The organism is Variovorax sp. MPBD4-3, from assembly GCF_058809745.1.
Genome location: NZ_JBXASW010000011.1, coordinates 116,774 through 139,801 on the forward strand (window position 1 = coordinate 116,774; position 23,028 = coordinate 139,801).

The 23,028-nt window shown below is 68.1% G+C and carries 21 protein-coding genes; 9 read left to right on the forward strand and 12 right to left on the reverse strand.

All coding sequences use genetic code 11. The features are described 5' to 3' along the window. Positions 1–10: 10 nt before the first annotated feature. From AC1RVW_RS09555 to secA, 5 genes are read right to left on the reverse strand one after another with little or no spacing between them, the layout of a single operon-like run. Entirely contained in the window at positions 11–1,981 is a 1,971-nt protein-coding gene (locus AC1RVW_RS09555) for an acyltransferase family protein (protein ID WP_493199509.1), read from the reverse strand. A gap of 3 nt (positions 1,982–1,984) precedes the next feature. Beyond that, on the reverse strand, positions 1,985–2,431 hold the full coding sequence (locus tag AC1RVW_RS09560) for an NUDIX domain-containing protein (RefSeq protein ID WP_493199511.1): 447 nt from the start codon (positions 2,429–2,431) through the stop codon (positions 1,985–1,987). Next, positions 2,428–3,303: an ATP-binding protein gene (locus AC1RVW_RS09565; protein ID WP_081267920.1), complete on the reverse strand. Its 876-nt coding sequence runs from the start codon at positions 3,301–3,303 to the stop codon at positions 2,428–2,430. Before AC1RVW_RS09565 ends, AC1RVW_RS09560 begins: the two co-directional genes overlap by 4 nt. Next, the gene (gene argJ / locus AC1RVW_RS09570; protein WP_493199513.1) at positions 3,300–4,529 is read right to left on the reverse strand and encodes a bifunctional glutamate N-acetyltransferase/amino-acid acetyltransferase ArgJ; all 1,230 of its coding nucleotides are present in this window, start codon (positions 4,527–4,529) and stop codon (positions 3,300–3,302) included. Before argJ ends, AC1RVW_RS09565 begins: the two co-directional genes overlap by 4 nt. Before the next feature lie 30 nt (positions 4,530–4,559). Then, a complete protein-coding gene (secA, locus tag AC1RVW_RS09575) occupies positions 4,560–7,346 on the reverse strand; it encodes a preprotein translocase subunit SecA (protein WP_106937020.1) in 2,787 nt (928 codons plus the stop codon). A gap of 169 nt (positions 7,347–7,515) precedes the next feature. Here secA and AC1RVW_RS09580 point away from each other — a divergent pair, with 169 nt between their 5' ends. Further along, complete coding sequence (locus tag AC1RVW_RS09580) at positions 7,516–7,824, forward strand: hypothetical protein (RefSeq protein ID WP_081267917.1); 309 nt, start codon at positions 7,516–7,518, stop codon at positions 7,822–7,824. Positions 7,825–7,875: 51 nt separating this feature from the next. Further along, complete coding sequence (locus AC1RVW_RS09585) at positions 7,876–8,862, forward strand: ornithine cyclodeaminase family protein (protein ID WP_493199516.1); 987 nt, start codon at positions 7,876–7,878, stop codon at positions 8,860–8,862. Positions 8,863–8,884: 22 nt separating this feature from the next. Here AC1RVW_RS09585 and AC1RVW_RS09590 read toward each other — a convergent pair whose 3' ends face one another. Further along, positions 8,885–10,030: a threonine synthase gene (locus tag AC1RVW_RS09590; RefSeq protein ID WP_493199518.1), complete on the reverse strand. Its 1,146-nt coding sequence runs from the start codon at positions 10,028–10,030 to the stop codon at positions 8,885–8,887. Positions 10,031–10,124: 94 nt separating this feature from the next. Between AC1RVW_RS09590 and AC1RVW_RS09595 the strand changes: the two genes are divergently transcribed. After that, entirely contained in the window at positions 10,125–10,751 is a 627-nt protein-coding gene (locus tag AC1RVW_RS09595) for a helix-turn-helix transcriptional regulator (RefSeq protein WP_493199520.1), read from the forward strand. A gap of 51 nt (positions 10,752–10,802) precedes the next feature. Here the strand turns inward: AC1RVW_RS09595 and AC1RVW_RS09600 are convergent, their stop codons facing one another. After that, positions 10,803–12,035 (reverse strand): pyridoxal-phosphate dependent enzyme, encoded by a 1,233-nt coding sequence (locus tag AC1RVW_RS09600; RefSeq protein WP_493199522.1) that lies wholly within the window; start codon positions 12,033–12,035, stop codon positions 10,803–10,805. Positions 12,036–12,128: 93 nt separating this feature from the next. Between AC1RVW_RS09600 and AC1RVW_RS09605 the strand changes: the two genes are divergently transcribed. Continuing rightward, entirely contained in the window at positions 12,129–13,049 is a 921-nt protein-coding gene (locus AC1RVW_RS09605; protein ID WP_409196157.1) for a LysR substrate-binding domain-containing protein, read from the forward strand. A gap of 7 nt (positions 13,050–13,056) precedes the next feature. On the opposite strand, the gene AC1RVW_RS09610 is transcribed toward AC1RVW_RS09605, so the two are convergent. From AC1RVW_RS09610 to AC1RVW_RS09620, 3 genes are all read right to left on the reverse strand, one after another. Then, a complete protein-coding gene (locus AC1RVW_RS09610; RefSeq protein WP_253819847.1) occupies positions 13,057–13,767 on the reverse strand; it encodes a PA4824 family protein in 711 nt (236 codons plus the stop codon). 86 nt (positions 13,768–13,853) lie between these two features. Next, a complete protein-coding gene (locus AC1RVW_RS09615) occupies positions 13,854–14,891 on the reverse strand; it encodes a response regulator (RefSeq protein ID WP_409196158.1) in 1,038 nt (345 codons plus the stop codon). After that, entirely contained in the window at positions 14,888–18,514 is a 3,627-nt protein-coding gene (locus tag AC1RVW_RS09620) for a hybrid sensor histidine kinase/response regulator (protein WP_493199525.1), read from the reverse strand. The genes AC1RVW_RS09615 and AC1RVW_RS09620 overlap by 4 nt, the downstream gene beginning before the upstream one ends. Before the next feature lie 104 nt (positions 18,515–18,618). Here AC1RVW_RS09620 and AC1RVW_RS09625 point away from each other — a divergent pair, with 104 nt between their 5' ends. From AC1RVW_RS09625 to ureC, 4 genes are read left to right on the forward strand one after another with little or no spacing between them, the layout of a single operon-like run. Further along, complete coding sequence (locus AC1RVW_RS09625) at positions 18,619–18,921, forward strand: urease subunit gamma (protein ID WP_056512745.1); 303 nt, start codon at positions 18,619–18,621, stop codon at positions 18,919–18,921. A gap of 25 nt (positions 18,922–18,946) precedes the next feature. Continuing rightward, entirely contained in the window at positions 18,947–19,546 is a 600-nt protein-coding gene (locus AC1RVW_RS09630; RefSeq protein ID WP_493199528.1) for a HupE/UreJ family protein, read from the forward strand. Between the two features lie 13 nt (positions 19,547–19,559). Continuing rightward, a complete protein-coding gene (locus AC1RVW_RS09635) occupies positions 19,560–19,865 on the forward strand; it encodes an urease subunit beta (protein WP_081267911.1) in 306 nt (101 codons plus the stop codon). Then, entirely contained in the window at positions 19,865–21,583 is a 1,719-nt protein-coding gene (gene ureC, locus AC1RVW_RS09640; RefSeq protein WP_493199531.1) for an urease subunit alpha, read from the forward strand. Before AC1RVW_RS09635 ends, ureC begins: the two co-directional genes overlap by 1 nt. A 3-nt stretch (positions 21,584–21,586) precedes the next feature. Here ureC and AC1RVW_RS09645 read toward each other — a convergent pair whose 3' ends face one another. After that, entirely contained in the window at positions 21,587–21,991 is a 405-nt protein-coding gene (locus AC1RVW_RS09645; protein ID WP_081267909.1) for a type II toxin-antitoxin system death-on-curing family toxin, read from the reverse strand. After that, positions 21,988–22,215, reverse strand: coding sequence for an AbrB/MazE/SpoVT family DNA-binding domain-containing protein (locus tag AC1RVW_RS09650; protein WP_422085254.1), 228 nt, complete (start codon positions 22,213–22,215; stop codon positions 21,988–21,990). The genes AC1RVW_RS09645 and AC1RVW_RS09650 overlap by 4 nt, the downstream gene beginning before the upstream one ends. Before the next feature lie 71 nt (positions 22,216–22,286). On the opposite strand from AC1RVW_RS09650, the gene ureE reads away from it, so the two are divergent. Then, positions 22,287–22,907 (forward strand): urease accessory protein UreE, encoded by a 621-nt coding sequence (gene ureE / locus AC1RVW_RS09655; protein WP_493199534.1) that lies wholly within the window; start codon positions 22,287–22,289, stop codon positions 22,905–22,907. Positions 22,908–23,028 lie beyond the last annotated feature (121 nt).

Below are 23,028 nucleotides of genomic sequence, written 5' to 3' on the forward strand. Positions count from 1 at the left end.
GGCGCCTCGCTCAACGCGGCTGCGCTGCGGCCGCGGCCGGCGCGGTGCGGACGGTGCGGTCGAAATAGCTCGCCTCTTCACGGGTGTAGCGCGGCCGAAGGTGATCGGCGTCCTTGTAGGCGGGCGATCCGTCGGGCATCGTGCGCAGGCACTGGTCGTTCTTGCAAAGCACGGCCATCGCGTCGATGGGCTCCGCGCCGCTTGCTTCGGCAATCGCACGCAGCCGGTCGTTGAGCTGCTTCTGGTCGGCCGGCAACGGGGCCGTCGGCGTCGAGCTCATCGCCTCCATGCGTGTCAGGCGGCTGCCTTCGATCAGGCGCTTGGGCGTGAATTCCTCGCCGCCCGGGTTGTCGAGCAGCAGGTACACCTTCTTGTGCCGCGCCAGCTCGCGCAGCGTGGCTTCCAGCGACGCGAGCGAGCGTTCGATGCCGTCGCCGCCCTGGAACGGATGGACCTTGTTGTCGGCATCGCGGAAATAGTATTCCAGCGCGCCGTGGCCGACGAAGTAGCAGTTCCAGCAGCCGCCGATGACCACCGAGTCGACCTCGGGGCCCATCGCATAGGCCAGCATGGCGTCGCGCCGCTCGGCGCAGCCGATGTTCTTGTCGGCCTGAACGCCGGGCACCGCCGGGCACGCCCCCTGGGTGACGAACCAGGCCGACTTGTCCGGCATCGCCAGCGTGCGCGACAGCTCCATCACCCGCGGCGCGTACTGCTGCACGTGGCTGTCGCCCACGAACAGCACGCGCTTCGGCCCGTTCCCGGTCTTGTAGACCAGCTGCTCGCCGATCTGGTCGAGCTTGAAGCCCGCGTAGTAGTCGGCGTCCAGCGTGGCATTGGCGACGATCTGCAGCCTTTCGCTGTCATTGCGGGGCCCGGGCACGCCCAGGAAGATCGCGACGCCCGCCGCTGCCACCAGCACCATGCCAGCGCCCAGCATCTTGATGGTGCCGGGGCCGGGGCGATTCCTGGCGAAGCGTTCGATGAAACGGTAGGTGCCCCAGGCCAGCAGCACGCTCGCCACCATCGCACCGGCGCGATACACCGGCGACGGATGCAGCGGATCGGCCTCCACGATGCGCACGAACGCGAGCAGCGGCCAGTGCCACAGGTACAGCGGATAGCTGATGAGGCCGATCCACACCATCACCCGGTTCGACAGCAGGTACTTGTTCAGCACGCCGTTCGGCCCGGCTGCGATGCAGCTCACCGCGCCCAGCGTGGGCAGCAGCGCCCACCAGCCCGGGAACGACTTGTTGCTGCGGATCATGACCAGCCCGAGCACGATCAGCCCCACGCCCAGCACCGACTGCGCATGGCTGCGCCAGGCATTGGGCGCAGGGGGCTTCAGCCGCATGCAGGCCAGGATGCCGCCCACCATGAGCTCCCAGAAACGGGAAGCCGGCGAGTAGAACGACGCCGCCGGCAGCGGATGGACCGTGGTCACGTTGACCAGCAGCGACACCGCCGCCACCGCCAGCACCACGCGCACGATCGGCCAGCGCCTGCGCCATGCCAGCCCCAGCAGCAGCGGCCAGAAAATGTAGAACTGCTCCTCGATGCCCAGCGACCACAGGTGCAGCAGCGGCTTGGTCTCGGCGGCCGTGTCGAAGTAGCCCGACTCGCTCCAGAACACCAGGTTGGCCACGAACGCCGAGCCGCCCACCGTCTGCTTGCCGAGCTCGGCAAACTCGTCGGACAGCAGCAGGTACCAGCCGGCGCACAGCGTCGCCAGCAGCACCACGATCAGCGCCGGGAAGATCCGCCGGATGCGCCGCTCGTAGAAGTCGCGGTAGCTGAAATCACCCGCCGCCAGGCTCTGGAGAATGATGGTCGTGATCAGGAAGCCCGAGATCACGAAGAAGATGTCGACCCCGATGAAGCCGCCCATCAGCGCCTTGGGGAAGGCGTGGTACACGACCACGGAGGCCACCGCGATCGCGCGCAGCCCGTCGATATCCGGACGGTACTTGGGGTGCATCAATCAGTCGGCCGGCGCGGCGGCCGGCTGCGGCGCGAACTGCAGCCCACGCTCCTCGGACAGCCACTGCAGCACGGGCAGCGCGCCCGGCAACACCGGCGTCACGTCCAGCGGCAACTGCTGCCAGGCCATCTGCTGGCCTTCGCGCATCTCGAATTCACCGGTCCAGGCCGTCACCTTGCACCAGTGCAGGCGCACCAGCGCATGCGGATAGTCATGCTCGGTGATCTTCCAGACCTCGGCGCCGCCGATGGTGATGCCGAGCTCTTCCTGCAGCTCGCGCCGCAGCGCCTGTTCGACCGTTTCGCCCGCCTCGATCTTGCCGCCGGGAAATTCCCAGTAGCCCGCGTAGGCCTTGCCTTCGGGCCGGGTCGAGAGCAGCAGTGCGTCGTCCGACAGGCGGATCAGCACGCCGACGGCGACCTCCGTGTGCTTGCGCGGCTCGCTCACGCGTTGCTCCGACCCGCGTAGTCCCGCGCGAACTGGTAGGCCACGCGTCCGCTGCGCGAACCGCGCTCCAGCGCCCAGACCAGCGCCTCGGGCCGCGCCGCGGCAATGGCGGCCTCGTCCACGCCGAACGACGAGAGCCACTGGCCCACGATCGTCAGGTACTCGTTCTGGCTGAAGGGATAGAAGCTCACCCAGAGGCCGAAGCGCTCCGACAGCGAGATCTTTTCCTCGATCACCTCGCCCGGATGGACTTCGCCGTCTTCCGTGTGGGTGTACGAGAGGTTGTCCTTCATGTACTCGGGCAGCAGGTGGCGCCGGTTGCTGGTCGCGTAGATCAGCACGTTGGGCGTCGACGCCGCGATCGAGCCGTCGAGGATCGACTTCAGCGCCTTGTAGCCCGGCTCGCCCTCGTCGAAGCTCAGGTCGTCGCTGAACACGATGAATTTCTCGGGCCGCTGCGAGACCACCTCGACGATGTCCGGCAGGTCGGTCAGCTCGGCCTTGTCGACCTCGATCAGGCGCAACCCCTGCGGCGCATAGGCCTGCAGGCAGGCGCGGATGAGCGACGACTTGCCGGTGCCGCGCGCGCCCGTCAGCAGCACGTTGTTGGCGGGCTTGCCTTCGACGAACTGCTGCGTGTTGCGCGCGATCTTCTCCTTCTGGACGTCGATTTCCTTGAGCGAATCGAGCGACATCGCGGCCACGTGCTTCACCGGCTCGAGCACGCCGTGGCCCGAGCTGCGGCGGCGGTAGCGCCAGGCGATGGATGCGTTCCAGTCGGCCGGCTCCGCCAGCGGTTGCGGCAGGATCGATTCGATGCGGTTGATCAGCTGCTCGGCGCGCTCGATCAGCCTCTGGAACTGCTCGTTCATGACCGGTAGTCGGCGTTGATGGTCACGTATTCGTGGCTGAAGTCGCAGGTCCACATGGTTTCGCTGGCGTCGCCGCGGCCCAGGCCGATGCGCACCGTGATCTCGCTCTGCTTCATCACGCGCTGGCCGTCTTCCTCGCGGTACGACGGATTGCGCCCGCCCTTGACCGCCACGTGCACGTCGTCGAGGAACAGGTCGATGCCCGTCTGGTCGAGGTCGTCGATGCCCGCATAGCCCACAGCCGCCAGGATGCGGCCCAGGTTCGGGTCGCTGGCGTAGAACGCCGTCTTGACCAGCGGCGAATGCGCCACGGCGTAGGCCACCTGCCTGCACTCCGCGGCGTCGCGGCCGCCATCGACCTGCACGGTGATGAACTTGGTCGCGCCTTCGCCGTCGCGCACGATGGCCTGCGCCAGCTGGCGCGCCACGTCCTGCATGGCGGCCACCAGCGCCTTGCCGTCGGCCGAGTCGAGCGAGGTGATGGCGGCGTTGGCCGCCTTCTGCGTCGCGATGACCACGAACGAGTCGTTCGTGGAGGTGTCGCCGTCGATGGTCACGCGGTTGAACGAGGCATCGGCCAGCAGCTTGGCCAGCGGCTGGATCAGCGAGGGATCGATCTTCGCGTCGGTCGCCATGAAGCCGAGCATGGTCGCCATGTTCGGGCGGATCATGCCGGCGCCCTTGCTGATGCCGGTGATGGTGACCGTCGCGCCGCCGACCTGGGCCCGCTGGCTGAAGGCCTTCGGGATGGTGTCGGTGGTCATGATGCCCTCGGCCGCGCGCGCCCAGTGGTCCGCGGAAGCATCGGCCAGCGCGGCCGGCAGGCCGGTTTCGATGCGATCGACCGGCAGCGGCTCCATGATCACGCCGGTGGAGAACGGCAGGATCTGCTCTGGCGAGATTTCCAGCTTGCGCGCCAGCGCGATGCAGGTGGAGCGCGTGCGCATCAGCCCGTCTTCGCCCGTGCCGGCGTTCGCGTTGCCGGTGTTGATCACCATCGCGCGGATGCCGTGGTTCGCGGCCAGGTGCTCGCGGCAGACCTGCACCGGCGCGGCGCAGAAACGGTTCTGGGTGAACACGCCGCCGACGGCGGAGCCTTCGTCGATCAGCACGACGGTCAGGTCCTTGCGATTGGCCTTGCGCACGCCCGCTTCGGCCACGCCGATGCGGACACCAGGCACCGCGAACAACGCGGCGGGATCGGGAGCAGACAGGTTCACGGGCATGGGATGTCTCTTCTTAGGTTCCGGGTCTGGTCAGGTCAGCTTGCCGTGGCATTGCTTGTACTTCTTGCCGCTGCCGCAGGGGCACGGGTCGTTGCGTCCGACGCGGGCGAAGGCCAGGGCCTCGGCGCTCAGGGCGCCCGCACCCGCGGCCGCCGCGCGGCGCTGGCTTTCCTCGTCGACGCGCACCTCGACCTCGCCCGTTTCCGTCGGCGCGGTGTAGGTGATGTTGGTGACGTTCTCGCCGCGGCTTTCGAGCGCCTCGGCGGCTTCCTCGAGCTGCTCGCCGGATTGCACGCGCACCGTCATCAGCTGGCGCGTGACTTCGTTCTTGACCGAGTCGAGCAGCTGGCCGAACAGCTCGAAGGCTTCGCGCTTGTATTCCTGCTTGGGCTGCTTCTGCGCATAGCCGCGCAGGTGGATGCCCTGGCGCAGGTAGTCGAGCGAGGCCAGGTGCTCGCGCCAGTGCGTGTCGATGCTCTGCAGCAGCACCATGCGTTCGAACTGGGTGAAGTTCTCCTGGCCGATCAGCGCCACCTTCGCGTCGAAGGTCTCGTTGGCGTGCTTGAGCACCTTCTCGACGATGTCCTCGTCGGCGATGGCTTCCGAGGCCTCGACTTCCTTCTTGAGCGGCATGTCGATGCCCCACTCGGCGAAGAGCGTCTTCTCGAGGCCTTCCAGGTCCCACTGCTCCTCGACCGATTCGCTCGGCACGTACTGGCGCACGAGGTCGGTGAAGCAGCCTTCGCGCAGGCCGGCGATCTGCGCCGTGAGGTCGCCCGCGTCGAGGATGTCGTTGCGCTGCTGGTAGATCACCTTGCGCTGGTCGTTCGACACGTCGTCGTACTCGAGCAGCTGCTTGCGGATGTCGAAGTTGCGCGCCTCGACCTTGCGCTGCGCGCTCTCGATGCTGCGCGTGACGATGCCGGCCTCGATGGCTTCGCCGTCGGGCATCTTCAGGCGGTCCATGATCGCCTTGACGCGGTCGCCCGCGAAGATGCGCATCAGCGGATCGTCCAGGCTCAGGTAGAAGCGCGAGGAGCCCGGGTCGCCCTGGCGGCCCGAACGGCCGCGCAGCTGGTTGTCGATGCGGCGCGACTCATGGCGTTCGGTCGCGATGATGCGCAGGCCGCCGAGCGACTTCACGAACTCGTGGTCCTTGGTCCATTCGGCGCGCACATGCTCGATGTCGGCCTTCTTGGTGGCTTCGTCGCGGCCTTCGTCGTTCTCGATGGCCTCGATCATCTTCTCGATGTTGCCGCCCAGCACGATGTCGGTGCCGCGGCCGGCCATGTTGGTCGCGATGGTGATCATCTTCGTGCGGCCGGCCTGCGCCACGATGTCGGCCTCGCGGGCGTGCTGCTTGGCGTTCAGCACCTGGTGCGGCAGGCCCGCCTGGGTCAGCAGGCCGTCGATGATTTCGGAGTTCTCGATGGACGAGGTGCCCACCAGCACCGGCTGGCCGCGCTCGTAGCACTCGCGGATGTCCTGGATGGCCGCTTCGTATTTCTCGCGCGTGGTCTTGTAGACCCGGTCAAGCTGGTCGTCGCGCTTGCTGACGCGGTTCGGCGGAATGATCATGGTCTCCAGACCATAGATTTCCTGGAACTCGTAGGCTTCGGTGTCGGCCGTGCCGGTCATGCCGGCGAGCTTGCCGTACAGGCGGAAATAGTTCTGGAAGGTGATCGAGGCCAGCGTCTGGTTCTCGGCCTGGATTTCCACCCCTTCCTTGGCTTCCACGGCCTGGTGCAGGCCGTCGCTCCAGCGGCGGCCGGTCATGAGGCGGCCGGTGAATTCGTCGACGATGACCACTTCGCCCTGCTGCACCACGTAATGCTGGTCGCGGTGGTACAGGTGACGCGCGCGCAGCGCCGCGTTCAGGTGGTGCATCAGCGTGATGTTGGCCGGGTCGTAGAGCGACGCGCCCTCGGGCAGCAGCTTGAACTCGCCCAGGATGCGCTCGGCGTTCTCGTGGCCGTCCTCGGTCAGGAACACCTGGTGGGTCTTCTCGTCGACCGTGAAGTCGCCGGGCACCGTGACGCCTTCGCCGGTGCGCGGATCGGCCTCGCCTTCCTGCTTGGTCAGCAGGGGCACCACCTTGTTGATGGCCAGGTAGAGGTCGGTGTGGTCTTCGGCCTGGCCGCTGATGATCAGCGGCGTGCGGGCCTCGTCGATCAGGATCGAGTCCACTTCGTCGACGATGGCGTAGTTCAGCCCGCGCTGGACCCGGTCGCCGGGCTCGTAGACCATGTTGTCGCGAAGGTAGTCGAAGCCGTACTCGTTGTTGGTGCCGTACGTGATGTCGCTGCCGTAGGCCTGCTGCTTCTCCTCGCGCGGCATCTGCGGCAGGTTGATGCCGACGGTGAGGCCGAGGAAGTTGTAGAGGCGGCCCATCCAGGTCGCGTCGCGGTTGGCCAGGTAGTCGTTCACCGTGACCACGTGCACGCCCTTGCCGGACAGCGCGTTCAGGTACACCGGCAGCGTGGCGGTCAGCGTCTTGCCTTCGCCGGTGCGCATTTCGGAAATCTTGCCGTTGTGCAGCGCCATGCCGCCCAGCAGCTGCACGTCGAAGTGGCGCATCTTCATGACGCGCTTGGAGCCTTCGCGCACCGTGGCGAAAGCCTCCGGCAGCAGGGCGTCGAGGGTCTCGCCCTTGGCGATGCGGTCCTTGAACTCCTGCGTCTTGGCGCGCAGTGCGTCGTCGCTGAGCTTTTCGAACTCGGGTTCGAGCGCATTGATGCGTTCCACCGTCTTGCGATACTGCTTGAGCAGCCGATCGTTGCGACTGCCGAAAATCTGGGTCAGGAAGTTGGTTGCCATGGGTGGAGATGGGCGGGCGCCTGACGCGACAGGCACTTCGACCGGATTCCCTAAGATATGGTGAAAGCAGTTGGGCGCGCTTTCAATGAAAGCAAGCGGCCCTTTTTCCGGCGCGAACGTCGGCAAACCGGGCATTTTAGCTGTCTTGTTTCTAACCCCTGGATTACCCATGTATCGCCGCACTCCCCCCGCCATTTCGCTGCAGCAAGCTGCCGAAGGCTCGCCCACGCTGGGAAGCCTGATGGCGCGCGCCCGCGACACGGCGGAGCGGCTGAAAGCCGTGGAAGGCCTGATTCCACCCGCCATGCGCGGGGCTATACAGGCCGGGCCGGCCGAAGGCGACGTGTGGTGCCTGCTGGTGCAAGGCAGCGCCGCCGCCGCCAAGCTGCGCCAACTGGCGCCGATGCTGGTGACGAGGCTCAAGAACAGGGGCTGGGACGTCGCGAGCATCCGCATCAAGGTGCACACGGGGCGCTGACTTCGCCGGCCAGGCCTATATTTTTCGTCTGGAAATAGATAATATTTCCAGATGACGCCATCTCCAGCCCCTGCCGACGCCCGGCTCCTCCTGCTCGACAAGAACCAGGTCGACGCTCTCCTTTCTCCCGATGACGTGCTGCGAGCCGTCCGCGAGGCCTTCGTCCTGCACAGCGAGCGCGAAGGCCGGGTGTTCCCGGTCGTGCGCGAACCGCTGAAGACCGGCGGCGTCTTCGGCATCAAGTCGGGCGACGTGCAGGCCCAGGGCCTGCTCGGCTTCAAGGCGGCCGGCTTCTGGCCCGCCAACCGGCAGCGCGGCGGCGAGCCGCACCAGGCCACGATCCTGCTGATCGACCCGGCCACCGGCCGCCCCCTGTGCGTGATCGACGGCAACGCGGTCACGACCGTGCGCACCGGCGCGGCGGGCGGGCTCGGCCTGCAACAACTTGCGCGGCCCGACAGCACGCGCCTTTGCCTGTTCGGCACCGGCGTGCAGGCGCGCATCCAGCTCGACTTTGCGCTGCGCCTGCTGCCCTCGCTGAGCGACGTTCTCTATATGAGCGCCGACGGCCAGCGCAAGCCGGCATTCGAAGCTGCATTCGCGGGGCGCTGCAACATCGCCCCCGCCAGCGACCGCAATGCGGCCGTCGCACGCAGCGACGTGGTGATCACCGCCACCCCGGGCGGCGGCGCCCTCTTCGACCTGGAGGCCGTGCAGAGCGGCACGCACCTGAACTGCGTCGGCGCCGACACCCGCGGCAAACGCGAACTGCCCGAAGGCCTGCTGCCGCGCACGCGGCTGTTCGTCGATGACGCCACCCAGGCGCGGCAGATCGGCGAGACCCAATGGGCGCCCGACACGCAAGGCACCGAACTCGGCGACCTGCTGAGTGGAAAAACGCCCTTCCATCGAGCGCACGGAGACATCACGGTCTTCGATATGACCGGCCTCGCGCTGCAGGACCTGACCGTCGCGCGCCTGCTGCAGGCGCGGGCGGACGAAACCGGATCGGGCACGCGCATCGCGTGGCCGTGGTGAGCCGGGCCGTGGCGGCGCGCTGTCAGGAAGCGCCTCCGAACAACCCGGTCATGAACTGGGTGGACTTCAGGCCCGTGCCGGTCAGCAGCGCAACCGTCGTCTCGCCGGCGCGGATGTCGCCGCGCTGCGCCAGCACCTCGATGGCCGCCGCGGCCGAGGCGGATGTCGGCTCCGCGTAGAGACCGCTCGCGGCCAACTGGCGCACCGCCGCCGCTATCTGCTCTTCGGTCAGCGCCACTGTCTTGCCGTTGGTCTCGCGCAGGGCCCGAATGATTTCCGGCAGGCGCACGGGCCGCTTGATTGCCGTGCCTTCGGCGATGGTCGGCTGAACGACGCGCTCCACCAGCGTGTCCGTGCCTGCCATGAAGCTCGCATCGATGGGCGAGCAGTTCAGCGGCTGCGCCACGAAGATGCGCGGCAGCTTGCCGATCTGCCCCGCAGCCAGCAGCTCCTTGAAGCCGATCCAGCACCCCAGCACGTTGCTGCCCGCCCCGGTCGGAATCACCACGTTGTCGGGCGCGGCGAAGCCCAGGTCTTCCCACAGCTCATAGGCCAGCGTCTTCGTGCCCTGCAGGAAGAAGGGGTGCCAGTTGTGGCTCGCATAGAAAATCGATTCCGACTGGCGCACCGCCTCGCATTCCGACGCCTCGCGCGGCCCCGGCACCAGTTGCACCTCGGCCCCGAAAGCGCGGATCTGCGCCACCTTGGGCGCCGGCGTGTAGCTCGGCGCCAGCACCTTCACGCGCATGCCCGCCGCCGCGCCAGCCGCGGCAATGGCAGCGCCGCCGTTGCCCGAGCTGTCTTCCAGCACCGCATCGACGCCGATCTGGCGCAGGAACGACATCATCACGGCCGCGCCGCGGTCCTTGAAGCTGCAGGTCGGATTGAACCATTCGAGCTTGAAGTACGGCGCGAGCCCGCCCCAGCGCTTTTGCACCAGCGGCGTACAGCCCTCGCCCATGCTCGCCGGGTTCTCGATGGCCACCGGCAGCGACGCGCGGTAGCGCCAGAGCGAACGCGCGCGCGAATCGATGTCGTCGCGCGAGATGCCGGGCAGCGGCGTGACGAGCATCGGGTTGCCGTCGTCGGAGCGCCAGCGGCGCCCCGACAGTTCGTGGTGCCTGCCGGTGCGCGGATCGACGTAGCGCGCGCGGTCTTTCGAGGTCATTCGCGACTCCATGGACAAAACTGGATAATACATCCAACTATATACTTTTTGTATAAGTTAGATTTTTAGTCCAGCGCTGGATACATTCCATGCGATGAAAAAGAAGTCGAACAAGCAGGTGCTCGAGATGCTGCGCAGCATGGCCGAAGGCCTGGGCGAAACCTTCGCGCCCTTCTGCGAAGTGGTGGTGCACGACCTGAGCAATCCGAAGAACGCGATCTACGCCATCGAAAACAGCCTGAGCGGCCGCGAAGTGGGCGAGTCGGTCACCGAGCTGGGCCTGGCGCGCATCCGCGACCCGGAGTTCCCGGCGGTGATCGCGAACTACGCCAACACTTTTCCGGACGGGCGCAAGGTCAAGAGCACCTCGATCGGCATCAAGGACGAGAGCGGCGAGTACGTGGCGGCGCTGTGCCTGAACGTCGACCTCACGCTGTTCCAGAGCTTCCAGGGCGCGATCTCGCAGTTCACCCGCATCGACGACAAGGAAGTGCACGAGCACATCGAGGCCGGCGGCAACCACACGGACCGCATCCATGCGCGCATCGACGAATTCGCGGCCGCGCGCGCGACCACCTCGCGCTCGCTCAAGCCGGCGGACCGCAAGCAGCTGGTGCAGGACCTGAAGAAGGCGGGCCTGCTGGAAGTCCGCCGCGGCGCCGAGATTGCCGCGGCGCACATGGGTGTGTCGCGCGCCACCGTCTACAGCGACGCCAGATAGCCGGGCTGGCGGCCCGCCGCTGGAACCGCTGGCGCGAAATCGGGCCGCGGGTCAGGCCGCTGGATCTGGCCAGCTCGGGTCGCTCGACGCGCTGGCGGTCAGCATCAGCACCACGCGTGCGTCGGCCGCGACGGCGTTGCTCTCGCGCAGCTTCTTCAGCGCGGCAAGGCCGCCTGCGGAACACAGCTCGGCGCTCACGCCGGCCGCGGTGAGCAGGCGGCGCGCCTCGCGGGCTTCTTCGTCGCCCACCACCACCGCGCCGCCGCGGGTGGCGGTCGCGGCCTGCCATTGCAGGTAGGTCACGGTGGCGCCGGCGGTCGAGAACTGCGCGGTGTGGCCGGGGTAGCTGCCGTTGATCGCACCGCCCGCCAGCACCCGCGACAGCCGCGCGAAGGGCTCCACGAGCCACAGCTGCGGCAGGCGTGCAATGCGCCCAGCCGCCAGCAGGTCGCGAAAGCCCGCGTAGATGCCCCAGGCCAGGTCGCCCCGTGCGGTGGGAATGACGATGTGATCGGGCAGGCCGCCTTCGGTCACGCATTCGAGGGCGATGGGCTTGTAGCCCTCGATCGCCAGCGGTGCGCTGCCCAGCGCGGGCAACCGGTAGTTGGTCAGCGCGAAGTAGCCCGGGTGCTGCGAACGCTCGCGCACGAAGGCCCAGCGGCCCGCGTTGTCGGCGAACACGTAGCGCCGCGCGCCCAGCGCATCGAGTTGGCGTGCGTAGGTGGCGGGCAAGCCCTCGTAGGTGGCGACCTCGCAGCCCAGGCCCGCGGCCCAGGCATAGTGCGCCGCCGACACGGCCGCGTTGCCCGAAGAGGCCAGCACCAGCGTGTGCGCATCGAAGTCGAAGGCCTGCGCCACCCCTACCGCGGTCATGCGGTCCTTGTGAGAGCCGGTCGGATTGCACGACTCGTCCTTGAGCGCCAGGCCCGCGACGCCGAACTGCCTTGCCAGTTCAGGCATATCCTGCAGCGGCGTGTTGCCCTCGCCCAGCGTGAAGCCCTGCCCATAGGGCATGGGCAGGGTATCGGCCGGACCGTCGGGCAGGTAGCTGGCGCGCAGCGCGACGTGAACGCCCTCGCGCTTGCAGGCCGGGCAGCCGTCGTGCGTCAGCGTGACCGGGTAGAGCGCGTCGCATCGCAGGCACTGCAGGCCACGCAGGCGTGGGTTGCGCAGGGGCTTGGGGGTGCGGTCCCGGACCATGCCCGGCGAAGCGCCCGAATGAGGGGCCGAAGGATCCGCTGGCGGTGCTGCGAACTTGAAGTCCAGAACTGGCGATGTCGTCACGAGCGTCTTGCGTTGTAGGTTGTGCCCAAATCTTATGCAATCAAAAATAAAATTACGCAGCCCCAGATACTCAACCGATAACAAAACTTATCGATGCGCTTTGCTGAAATCGAGACCTTCCGGGCCCTGATGCGCGGCGGTTCCACGCGCAAGGCGGCCGCCCTGCTGCAGCTGACGCAGCCCGCCATCAGCCAGTCACTCAAGCGTCTCGAAGCACAGGCGGGCATGCTGCTTTTCGAGCGAACGGGCGGCCGGCTGGTGCCCACGCCCGAGGCGCGCGCCCTGTGGATCGAGGTCGAACGGGTGTTCATCGGCATGGACGCCATCGAGCACCGGGTGCGCAGCCTGCGCGACTTCGGCGTGAGCCAGCTCGAGCTGAGCTGCTTCCCGGCCTACGGCCTGGGCTTCATGCCGCGCGCACTGGCACGGTTGAAGGCGCACCGCGGCGCAAGCCCCTGGCCGCAGGTGTCGCTGCAGGTGCTGAGCTCCAAAGACGTGCGCGACCGCGTGGCCATGGGCATCTCCGACTTCGGCCTGATGGCCGACGAGTTGTCTCTCGAGGGCATCGACCATTCGACATTCGCGCGCTTTCCCGGCGTGGTGGTGATGCCGCCGGACCACGCGCTCGCGCGCTTCAAGACCATCAAGCCGGAGCAACTGGCCGAAGCGCCCTTCATCGCGCTGAACCCGGAAGACCCTTCGCACCAGCGGCTCGAGGCCGCACTGGCGCCCCACGGCGTGGCGCTGCGCGTGCTGGTGCAGACGCCCTACGCGGCAAGCGTGTGCGAAATGGCCCTGCGCGGCCTGGGGGTGGGCATGGTCAACCCGATCACCGCGCTCGACTATGCGGAGCACGGCCTGGTGGTGCGCAAGTTCTCGGTCGACGTGTACTTCACCTGCCTGCTGGCCATGCCCGCGGGCAAGGTGCTGTCGGCCACCGCGCGCGACTTCATCTCGCTGATGCGCCAGCAACTGGCCGAAGACGAAAAGCGGATCCTGCGCTACCTGCGCTGACGGCGCTTCACTTCCAGGTGAACTCGTGGTTGAGCCCGACCACGAAGCCGCGCACGCCCTGCGAGCCGGTGCGCGAGGTGCTCACATCCACGCTGATGAGCGGCGTGAGGCTGAAGCGCCCGCCGATGCGCGAGGTCCACTCGCCCGCCGCGCGGTTGCGCTCCGCAATGAGCGACACGGTGTCGTTCAGCGCCCATTCGACGGCGGCGCCGCCGCGGGGTGTGCGAACGCCGGTGCCCGGCGCCCAGTCGGCACCCAGGTTCACATGCACCTGCAGGCTGCTGGCGGGCCGCCAGGTCATCGGCACGACGAACTGCCCGCCGGTGCGGCCGCCGCGCTTCAGATCGGAAACGGTGCTCGCGGACAAGGCTGCGCTGAACGGCGCGTCCGGCGCCTGTCCGAGGAAGTTCCATTTGAGCTGCAGGCCCCCGGTGAGCGAATGCACGCCCGCCACCGAACTGCGGTCGAAGTTCAGGCCCAGTTCGACCGGTCCGACCCGGCATGCCGGCCCGAAGTGAAAGCCCGTGACCGGCTCCGCGCCGGCGCGGCCCCACCAGGTTTCGTATTGGCATTGGCCCGGGTCGAGCATGCCTGCGTCGTCGACATCGAAATGCCCGGACGCCTGCGCGCCCAGGCTCGCGAATGCGAGGCAGGAAGCGGCAAGCGTTGCGCCGCGGTGCGGCGGTGGAGTCGTGGTTCTTTGCCTGTTATTCTTCATGGAGCGCATGCCTGGGGCCCTCGAACCATTCTAGGGACGCCGAAAGTCGACGCCATGACGCGGCGCAACCGGCCCCGCCGAAGCGCTCAGATCTCGAACTGCGGCTGCAGCTCCCGGATGCGCTTGATGGCCACGCCCGCGGCGGCCGTGCGCGTCTCGACGCCGAGCTTCACGTACACCCGCTCCAGGTGCTTCTTGGCGGTGGCCGGGCTGCTGCCCAGGATTTCGCCGATATCCTTGTTGGTCTTGCCCTTGACCACCCAGTAGAGCACCTCGGCCTCGCGCGCCGTGAGCTTCAGGCTCAGGCTCATGGCCTCGATCACGCCGGTGCCGGACACCTCCCGCATGATGATCATCCACTCGTCGCCGTCGTCGTCGCTGCCGGTCTGCTGGTGCAGCCGCAGCGTGAGGCTGCCGGCGCCCTGCGCAATGGACAGCGGCGGCGGCTCGATGCCGCGCTGCCGCGCATCGGGCGCATGCCTGCGCAGCCACTCGAGCACGGCGGGCGGCGTCTCCGGCGCGCGGGTCTCGCAGTAGCGCTCCAGCAGGTCGCGCGCCAGCGCCGTCTGCCAGATCAACCGGCCCTCGGGCAGCCTCACCGTGATGCTGGCGTAGCCGAAGGCGTCGAGCGCATTGCGCGCCTGGCCGGCCTGCTGCGCGTCCTGACGGGCGCGGCGCGCGCCCTGCAGGTGCACGTTCATGCGCGCCAGCACCTCCTTCGGCTTGATGGGCTTGGTGACGTAGTCGACACCGCCCGCCTCCAGCGCGGCCACCAGGTGCTCGGTCTCGGTCAGGCCGGTCATGAACACGATGGGAATGTGCGCCGTGGCTGCATCGGCCTTGAGCCGGCGCGCGACCTCGAAACCGTCGATGCCCGGCATCATCGCGTCGAGCAGCACGATGTCGGGCCGGGCCTGCGCGGCGCGCTGCAGGGCCTGTTCGCCGTTGGTGGCGATCAGCACCGTATAGCCCGATTCGTCGAGCGCGTCGTGCAGCACCGCGAGGTTGTCGGGCACGTCGTCCACGATCAGCACGAGGTCGCTGTTGGCGCCCTGCTGCTCGCGCAGCGTGCGGGCAAGCGGCGATGTTTCCATGGTCGGGTTCGAAGGGTTGGTCGTGGTCATGGCGCGCTCACTGCCGCCTCTGCCAGCGCGCGGCTCATGGCCTCGAACTGGAACTGCCGGGCCAGCACGCGCTGGGCTTCGGTCCACGCCATGCATTCGGGCTGCGCGGCGTCGATGTCGTCGAGCTGGTTCATGATGCCGCGGAAGTAGCCGAGGCTCACCGCTTCCTCCAGCGCTCGCAGGCGAGGCAGCGACGGCGCCTGCAACGCGCGCGGCGGCACTGCGGCGGCCGGCGTGGCGGCGGCGGTGTCGGTCCATTGCAGCCCCAGCCTGCGCTCCAGCCAGTCGAGCAGTTCGGTATGCCGCACCGGCTTGACGAAGAAATCCTCGGGCGCGATGCCGACGTCGTTGTCGAGCCCCTTGTCGAAGGCGTTGGCGGAAACGATGGCCACCGACGCCCCTGTCAGCCCCAGCTTGCGCGCGCGGCGGATGGTCTCCCAGCCGTCGATGCCGGGCATCGCGAGGTCGACGAACATCGCGTCGGGCCGGTAGCCGGCGGCGATCAGGTCCAGCGCGTCGTGCCCGCTGGCCGCGCTGCGCAGCTCGAAGCCCAGCGGCGCGAGCACATGGCCCAGCAGGTCGCGGTCGGCCTCCTCGTTGTCGACCACCAGCAGGCGGCGGCGCGGTCCCTGGTAGCCGCGCCGCGCGCGCTGCACCGGCACCGGCCGCCCGGTGCCGGCCGCCGTGTCATGCACGCGCGGCAGGAACAGGCGCACGCAGAACAGCGAGCCCTCGCCCGGCGTGCTTCGCACCTTCATCTCGCCGCCCATCAGGTCGGTCAGCATCTTCGCGATGGTGAGCCCCAGCCCCGCGCCCGGTGCGGCCGACGCGCCCGCGGCCCCCACCGCGTTGCCGCGCGCAAAAGGCTCGAAGATGCGCTCGATGTCCTCGGGCGGCATGCCGGGGCCCGTGTCCTCGATCTCGACCGAGGCAAATTCGCGCGCATAGGCCAGCCGCAGCGTGACCTGCCCCGCCGCCGTGAACTTGATCGCGTTGCCCAGCAGGTTGATGAGGATCTGCAGCACGCGCTTCTCGTCGGCGCGCACCACCTCCGGCAAGGGGCCCGCCGCCTCGAAGCGGAACTGCAGCCCTTTCTCCGCCGCCTGCAGCTCGAACATGTCGGCCAGCTCGCGCAGCGTGTCGGCAAAGCGCATCGGCCGCGCATGCAGCGTGAGCTTGCCGGCCTCGATGTGCGCGATGGCCAGCGTGCCTTCGATCAGCGACAGCAGATGCTCCCCGCCGCGCTTGATGACCGCCACCGCCTGCTGCCGGTGCGGCGGCACCGACTGGTCCTCGCCCATCAGCTGCGCATAGCCCAGGATGCTGTTGAGCGGCGTGCGCAGCTCGTGGCTGATGGCGCTGATGTAGCGGCTCTTGGCCTGGTTGGCCTGGTCGGCGGCCTGCTTGGCGAGTTCGGCCGCGAGCTTGGCGTGCTCGGCCACTTCGCGCGCCTCGTCGGCCGCCTGCTTGGCCGCCTGCAGCGCGCGGTCGGTCTCGCGGTGCAGCTCGATCTCGCGCACCAGCAGGTGCGTCTGGCGGTTCGACTCTTCCTGCGCCACCTTGCGGCTCTGGTGCGCGAGCACCAGCCACCACGCCACGATGCCCGCGATGACCAGCAGCGCCATGTAGGCCTTCAGGAAGCCCGAGCGCAAAGACAGCTTCTGCACGCCCGCCAGCGCCGCGGCCACGTCGGCCTGCGAGGCCAGCTCCAGCGCGCCTTCGCCGAACGCGCGCAGCTCCTGCTGGTAGAGCACGCCGAACACCACCGCCAGCAGCGGCACGATGATGAGCATCAGCAGCAGGAAATGCCCGAGCCCGGTGTCCAGGTAGCGCCAGCTGCGCCGCGGCAGCAGCCAGCGCAGCACCGCCGACCACTGCGCCGACAGGCTCGCATGCGGCTTGCACAGGTCGCCGCAGCGGGCGTCGAGCGTGCAGCACAGCGAGCAGATCGCGCCCTGGTAGGCCGGGCAGTGCGCCATGTCGGGCCCTTCGTACTCGCGCTCGCAGATCACGCAGTGCTGCACCTTCAGGCGGCGATAGCTGTCGTCGTGCGCCACCTTCGCCCAGCGCACCGCGCGCGGGCCCGGCGCGGGCGCGAAGGCCACGGCGCCGTTCGCCCACGAGCCGCGCGCCAGGTAGTACTTGCCGCCCGTGGCCCACGCCAGCAGCGGCGACGCCACCAGCGCCGTGCCGAGCGCGATCAGCGCCGAGAACGCCTGCGCCAGCGGCCCGAACACGCCCAGGTGCGCGGTGATCGACAGCACGGAGGCCAGCGCCATCGCGCCCACGCCCACCGGGTTGATGTCCCACAGGTGCGCCCGCTTGAACTCGATGCCCGGCGGCGACAGCCCCAGCGGCTTGTTGATGACGAGGTCGGCCACCACGGCCATCATCCAGGCGATGGCGATGTTGGCGAACAGTCCCAGCACGTCGCCCAGCGCCTCGAACACGTTCATCTCCATCAGCATGAAGGCGATCAGCGCGTTGAACACCACCCACACCACGCGCCCCGGGTGGCTGTGCGCCACGCGCGAGAAGAAGTTGCTCCAGGCCAGCGAGCCCGCATAGGCGTTGGTCACGTTGATCTTGAGCTGGGAGATCACCACGAACAGCGCCGTGGCCGCCACCGCCCAGCCGTAGTTCGGAAACACGTACTCGTAGGCCGCGAGGTACATCTGGTTCGGGTCGACCGCGCGATCGGCCGGCACCATGTGCGTGATCGCCAGGTAGGCCAGCAGCGCCCCGCCCAGCATCTTGAGCACGCCCAGCACCACCCAGCCCGGACCGCCGGCCAGCACCCCGGCCCACCAGCGGCGCGCCGTGGCCGCGGTGCGCGCGGGCATGAAGCGAAGGTAGTCGGCCTGCTCGCCCATCTGCGTGATCAGCGCGATGCCGACCGTGAGCGCTGCGCCAAAAAGGTGCAGATTGAAGCCCTGCGTGCCCGGCCTGACACCGTTGTAGTGCACGATGCCCGCAAAAGCACCAGGATCGCGCATCAGCACATAGCCGAAAGGCACCACCAGCATCAGCAGCCACAGCGGTTGCGTCCACAGCTGCAGCCGGCTGATGGCCGACACCCCGTGCGTGACCAGCGGAATCACCACCAGCGCGCACACCAGGTAGCCCCATACCGGCGGAATGCCCAGCGCCAGCTCCAGCGCATAGGCCATCACCGCCGCCTCGAGCGCGAAGAAGATGAAGGTGAAGCTCGCGTAGATCAGCGAGGTGAGCGTGGAGCCGATGTAGCCGAAGCCGGCGCCTCGCGTGAGCAGGTCCATGTCCACGCCGTAGCGCGCCGCGTACACGCTGATCGGCAGGCCGGCCAGGAAGATGATGAGCCCCGTCGCCAGGATCGCCCAGAAGGCGTTGGCAAAGCCGTACTGCACCAGCAGCGTGGCGCCCACCGCCTCCAGGATAAGGAACGACGCCGCCCCGAAGGCCGTGTTGGCCACCCGCCATTCGGACCACTTGCGAAAGCGCTGCGGGGTGTAGCGCAGGGCGTAGTCTTCCAGCGTTTCGCTGGCGACCCAGCTGTTGTAGTCGCGCCGCACCTTGACGATGCGCTGGGGGGCGTCGTCGGGAGTGGTGGGTACGGCATCAGGGTTCACACCGTTTCGGTGCATCTTTCATGCCATCCGTACGGCTTTTGGCGAACAGGGCACGACTGTTGCAAAGAAGCCAGCTTGCCCATAATGGCCGCCTCTCCCCGCCACCCGATGCCAATCCCATGGAACTGACCCCGCGCGAAAAAGACAAGCTGCTGATCTTCACCGCGGCGCTGCTCGCCGAACGCCGCAAGGCGCGCGGCCTGAAGCTGAACTACCCCGAAGCCATCGCCCTGATTTCCGCCGCCGTGATGGAAGGCGCGCGCGACGGCAAGAGCGTCGCCGAACTCATGAGCGACGGGCGCAGCGTGCTGACCCGCGCCGACGTCATGGACGGCATCGCCGAGATGATCCCGGACATCCAGATCGAAGCCACCTTCCCCGACGGCACCAAGCTCGTGACCGTCCACCAGCCCATCGTCTGAAACTCGAAGAACAAAAGGACTTTCCATGCGCCACAACATTTCCAGAACCCTTGCCCTCGCCGCCTTGCTGCTGCCGCTTGCGGCCGGCGCCCACACCGGCGTCGACGGCGGCATGCATCACGGCTTCACCACCGGTTTCCTGCACCCGCTGACCGGCGCCGACCACCTGGCCGCAATGGTCGCGGTCGGCTTCTGGAGCGCGCTGGCCGCGCGCCGCGCCTGGCCCGACCTGCTCTGGGCGCCGCTGGCCTTCGCGGGCATGCTGCTGGTGGGCGCGCTGATGGGCCTGGCCGGCATGCAGCTGCCGGCGGTCGAGCCGATGATCGCGGCCTCGCTGCTGGTGCTGGGCCTGCTGGTGGCCACGCGCGTGCGCCTGCCGGCGGTGGTGGCCATGGGCGTGGTCGGCGTGTTCGCCGTCTTCCACGGCGTGGCCCACGGCTACGAACTGGCGATCGAAGAAGGCGCGGCCCTCACGCTGGCCGGCATGGTCAGCGCCACGGTGCTGCTGCACGTGGCGGGCATCGCGGCGGGATGGGCGCTGCGCCATGCCAACGCATGGCTGCCGCGCGTGGCAGGCGCCGCGGTGCTCGGCCTGGGCGCGGCGCTGCTGGCGCAAGCCATCTGAGACAAGGCTGGCCATGACCCCCGGCGAACTCCTCACCGACGACGGCGAGCACACGCTCAACCCCGGCCGACGCACCCTCACGCTGGTGGTGCAGAACACCGCCGACCGGCCGATCCAGGTCGGCTCGCACTATCACTTCGCCGAGACCAACGGCGCGCTCGGCTTCGACCGCGAGGCCGCGCGCGGCATGCGGCTGAACATCGCCTCGGGCGCCGCGGTGCGCTTCGAGCCGGGGCAGCAGCGCACGGTCGAACTGGTCGATTTTTCGGGCGATCGCATCGTCTACGGCTTTCGCGGCCTGGTTCAAGGGAAACTCTGATGGCGACCATTGGAAGGCGTGCCTACGCCGAAATCTTCGGCCCCACCGTGGGCGACCGCGTCCGTCTTGCAGACACCGAACTGCTGATCGAAGTCGAGGCCGACTACACGCTGCGCGCGGGCGGCTACGGCGAGGAAGTGAAGTTCGGCGGCGGCAAGACCATTCGCGACGGCATGGCGCAGTCGCAGCGCACCAGGGCACAGGGCGCCGTCGACACGGTGCTCACCAACGCGCTCATCCTCGACCACTGGGGCATCGTCAAGGCCGACATCGGCCTGAAGGACGGCCGCATCGCCGCCATCGGCAAGGCCGGCAACCCCGACGTGCAGCCGGGCGTGGACATCGTCATCGGCCCGGGCACCGAGATCATCAGCTGCGAAGGCAACATCGTCACCGCCGGCGGCATCGACAGCCACATCCACTTCATCTGCCCGCAGCAGATCGAAGAAGCGCTGTCTTCCGGGGTGACCACCATGCTCGGCGGCGGCACCGGCCCCGCCACCGGCACCTTCGCGACCACCTCCACGCCCGGCCCCTGGCACATCGAGCGCATGCTGCAGGCGGCCGACGCCTTTCCGATGAACCTGGGCTTCCTCGGCAAGGGCAACGCCAGCCTGCCGGGCGCGCTGCATGAGCAGATCGAGGCCGGCGTCATCGGCCTGAAGCTGCATGAAGACTGGGGCACCACGCCCGCGGCCATCAGCAACTGCCTGGACGTGGCCGACGCCACCGACACGCAGGTGGCCATCCACAGCGACACGCTCAACGAATCGGGCTTCGTCGAGAACACCATCGCCGCCGTGGGCGGGCGCGCCATCTGCGCATTCCACACCGAAGGCGCGGGCGGCGGCCATGCGCCTGACATCCTGCGCGTGGTGGGCGAGGCCAACTTCCTGCCCTCTTCCACCAACCCCACGATGCCCTACACCGTGAACACGCTCGACGAACACGTCGACATGCTCATGGTGTGCCACCACCTCGACGCCGGCATCGCCGAGGACCTGGCCTTTGCCGAGTCGCGCATCCGCAAGGAGACCATCGCCGCCGAGGACGTGTTGCACGACCTGGGCGCCATCAGCATGTTCAGCTCCGACAGCCAGGCCATGGGCCGCGTCGGCGAGGTCATCATCCGCACCTGGCAGACCGCGCACAAGATGAAGCTGCAGCGCGGCAGCCTGCCGGAAGACAGCGAGCGCAACGACAACTTCCGCGCGAAGCGCTACGTCGCCAAGTACACGATCAACCCCGCCATCGCGCACGGCATCGCGCACGAGGTGGGTTCGCTCGAAGTCGGCAAGTGGGCAGACATCGTGGTCTGGAAGCCGGCCTTCTTCGGCGTGAAGCCCTTCACCATCCTGAAGGGCGGCACCATCGCGATGGCCGCGATGGGCGACCCGAACGCATCCATTCCCACGCCGCAGCCGGTGCACTTCCGCCCGATGTTCGGCGCCTACGGCGGCTCGCTCGCCGGGAGCTCGCTCACTTTCGTCTCGCAGGCCGGGCTGGCCTCGGGCATCAAGGAGCGCTACGGCCTGAGCAAGCACCTGAGCGCGGTGAAGAACATCCGCAACGTGCGCAAGCAGGACTTGATCCACAACGGCTACACGCCGAAGATGGAGATCGACGCGCAGACCTACGCGGTGCGCGCCGACGGGCATCTGCTGACCTGCGAGCCGGCGAAGCTGCTGCCCATGGCGCAGCGGTATTTCCTGTTCTGAATGTCAGGCGCTGCGCTGTGCGAGGTGCTCGCGAATCCACTGGGCAAAGGAGTCTTCATCGATCTCCCCCGCCGCGAGGCCGAGCGTCTTCAGCACGCAGTCTTCGTCGGACGCGAGGAGCTCGAAGCCGTTGAGACCGAGAAAGGTCTCCATCGCGACGAACGCGGTTCTCTTGTTGCCGTCGACGAACGGGTGGTTGCGTGCGATGCCGAATGCGTAGCTCGCGGCCAGCGTGGCCGCGTCGGGAGACTCGTACATCGCGCGGTTCTGCGGCCGACCCATGGCGGACGCGAGCATTCCCTCGTCACGCACGCCAGCCGGGCCGCCGTGCTCGGCGAGCTGCTCTTCATGGACAAGCTGAATCACGGCCAGATTCAGCCAGACCCATTGCTGGTTGGCCGCGCTCACTTGGCAAGCTCGCGCAGGACGTTGCGCCGCTTTTTCATGACGCGGCGCGCCGCTTCCATCTGCCGCTCGAACTCGTCGTCGTACGGCGAGATCGTCACACCGCCGTTGGCGGCCTGCGTGAGATAGACGGTATCGCCCTTGCCCACATTCATGCTCGCCAATACCTCCTTGGGCAAGATGATGCCGACGGAGTTACCGATCTGGGTCAGTTTGAGGGCGGACATGGGACGCTCCGTTGAACAGAAGTTATAACAGGCGTTATATTAATCCGCCTCATTTGGAGCCGCAAGCCACCATGCTCACCGCCAACAAACTCATGCCCCAGGGCCGCGGCCTCGCGCCCGTGCTGCTCAAGCGCGCCGCCACCATCGAGCTCGACTGGGACGTCCGCCAGAAGAGCCGCTTCGACGCCACCGATTCGCAGGGCCGCCAGATCGGCGTGTTCCTGCCGCGCGGCACGGCGGTGCGGGGCGGCGATGTGCTGGTGGCCGAAGACGGCTCCCTGGTTCGCGTGATCGCGGCGCCGCAGCCGGTGCTGCGCATCACGCACTGCACCGCCCACGGCACGCCCTTCGACCTGACGCGCGCGGCCTATCACCTGGGCAACCGGCATGTTCCGATCGAACTGAAGCCCGATCACCTGAAGATCGAGCCCGACCATGTGCTGGCCGACATGCTGCGGTCGATGCACCTGATCGTCGTGGCGGTGGAGGAGGCGTTCGAGCCCGAGGGCGGTGCCTATGGCTCGCACGAGCATTCGCATGGTGGCGGCCACAGCCATGACCATGACCACGGCCACGCTCATGGCAGCAGCAAAGGCCCGAAGCCGCTGGTGCTCGCGCCGGAGCTGCTCGACGACCACTCGCACGATGATCATGACCACGGCCATCATGGCCACCAAGGCCACTCGCACTGACATGCGGGTCTGCTTTTCGATTCGCCGCGCTGTATGTTCGGGGCGCGCTCACGCCGACGGGGTACCTTGCTCCGCGAATGTCCCCCGCCCTTCGGGCTCCTCCTTTATTTCGCTGCGCAAG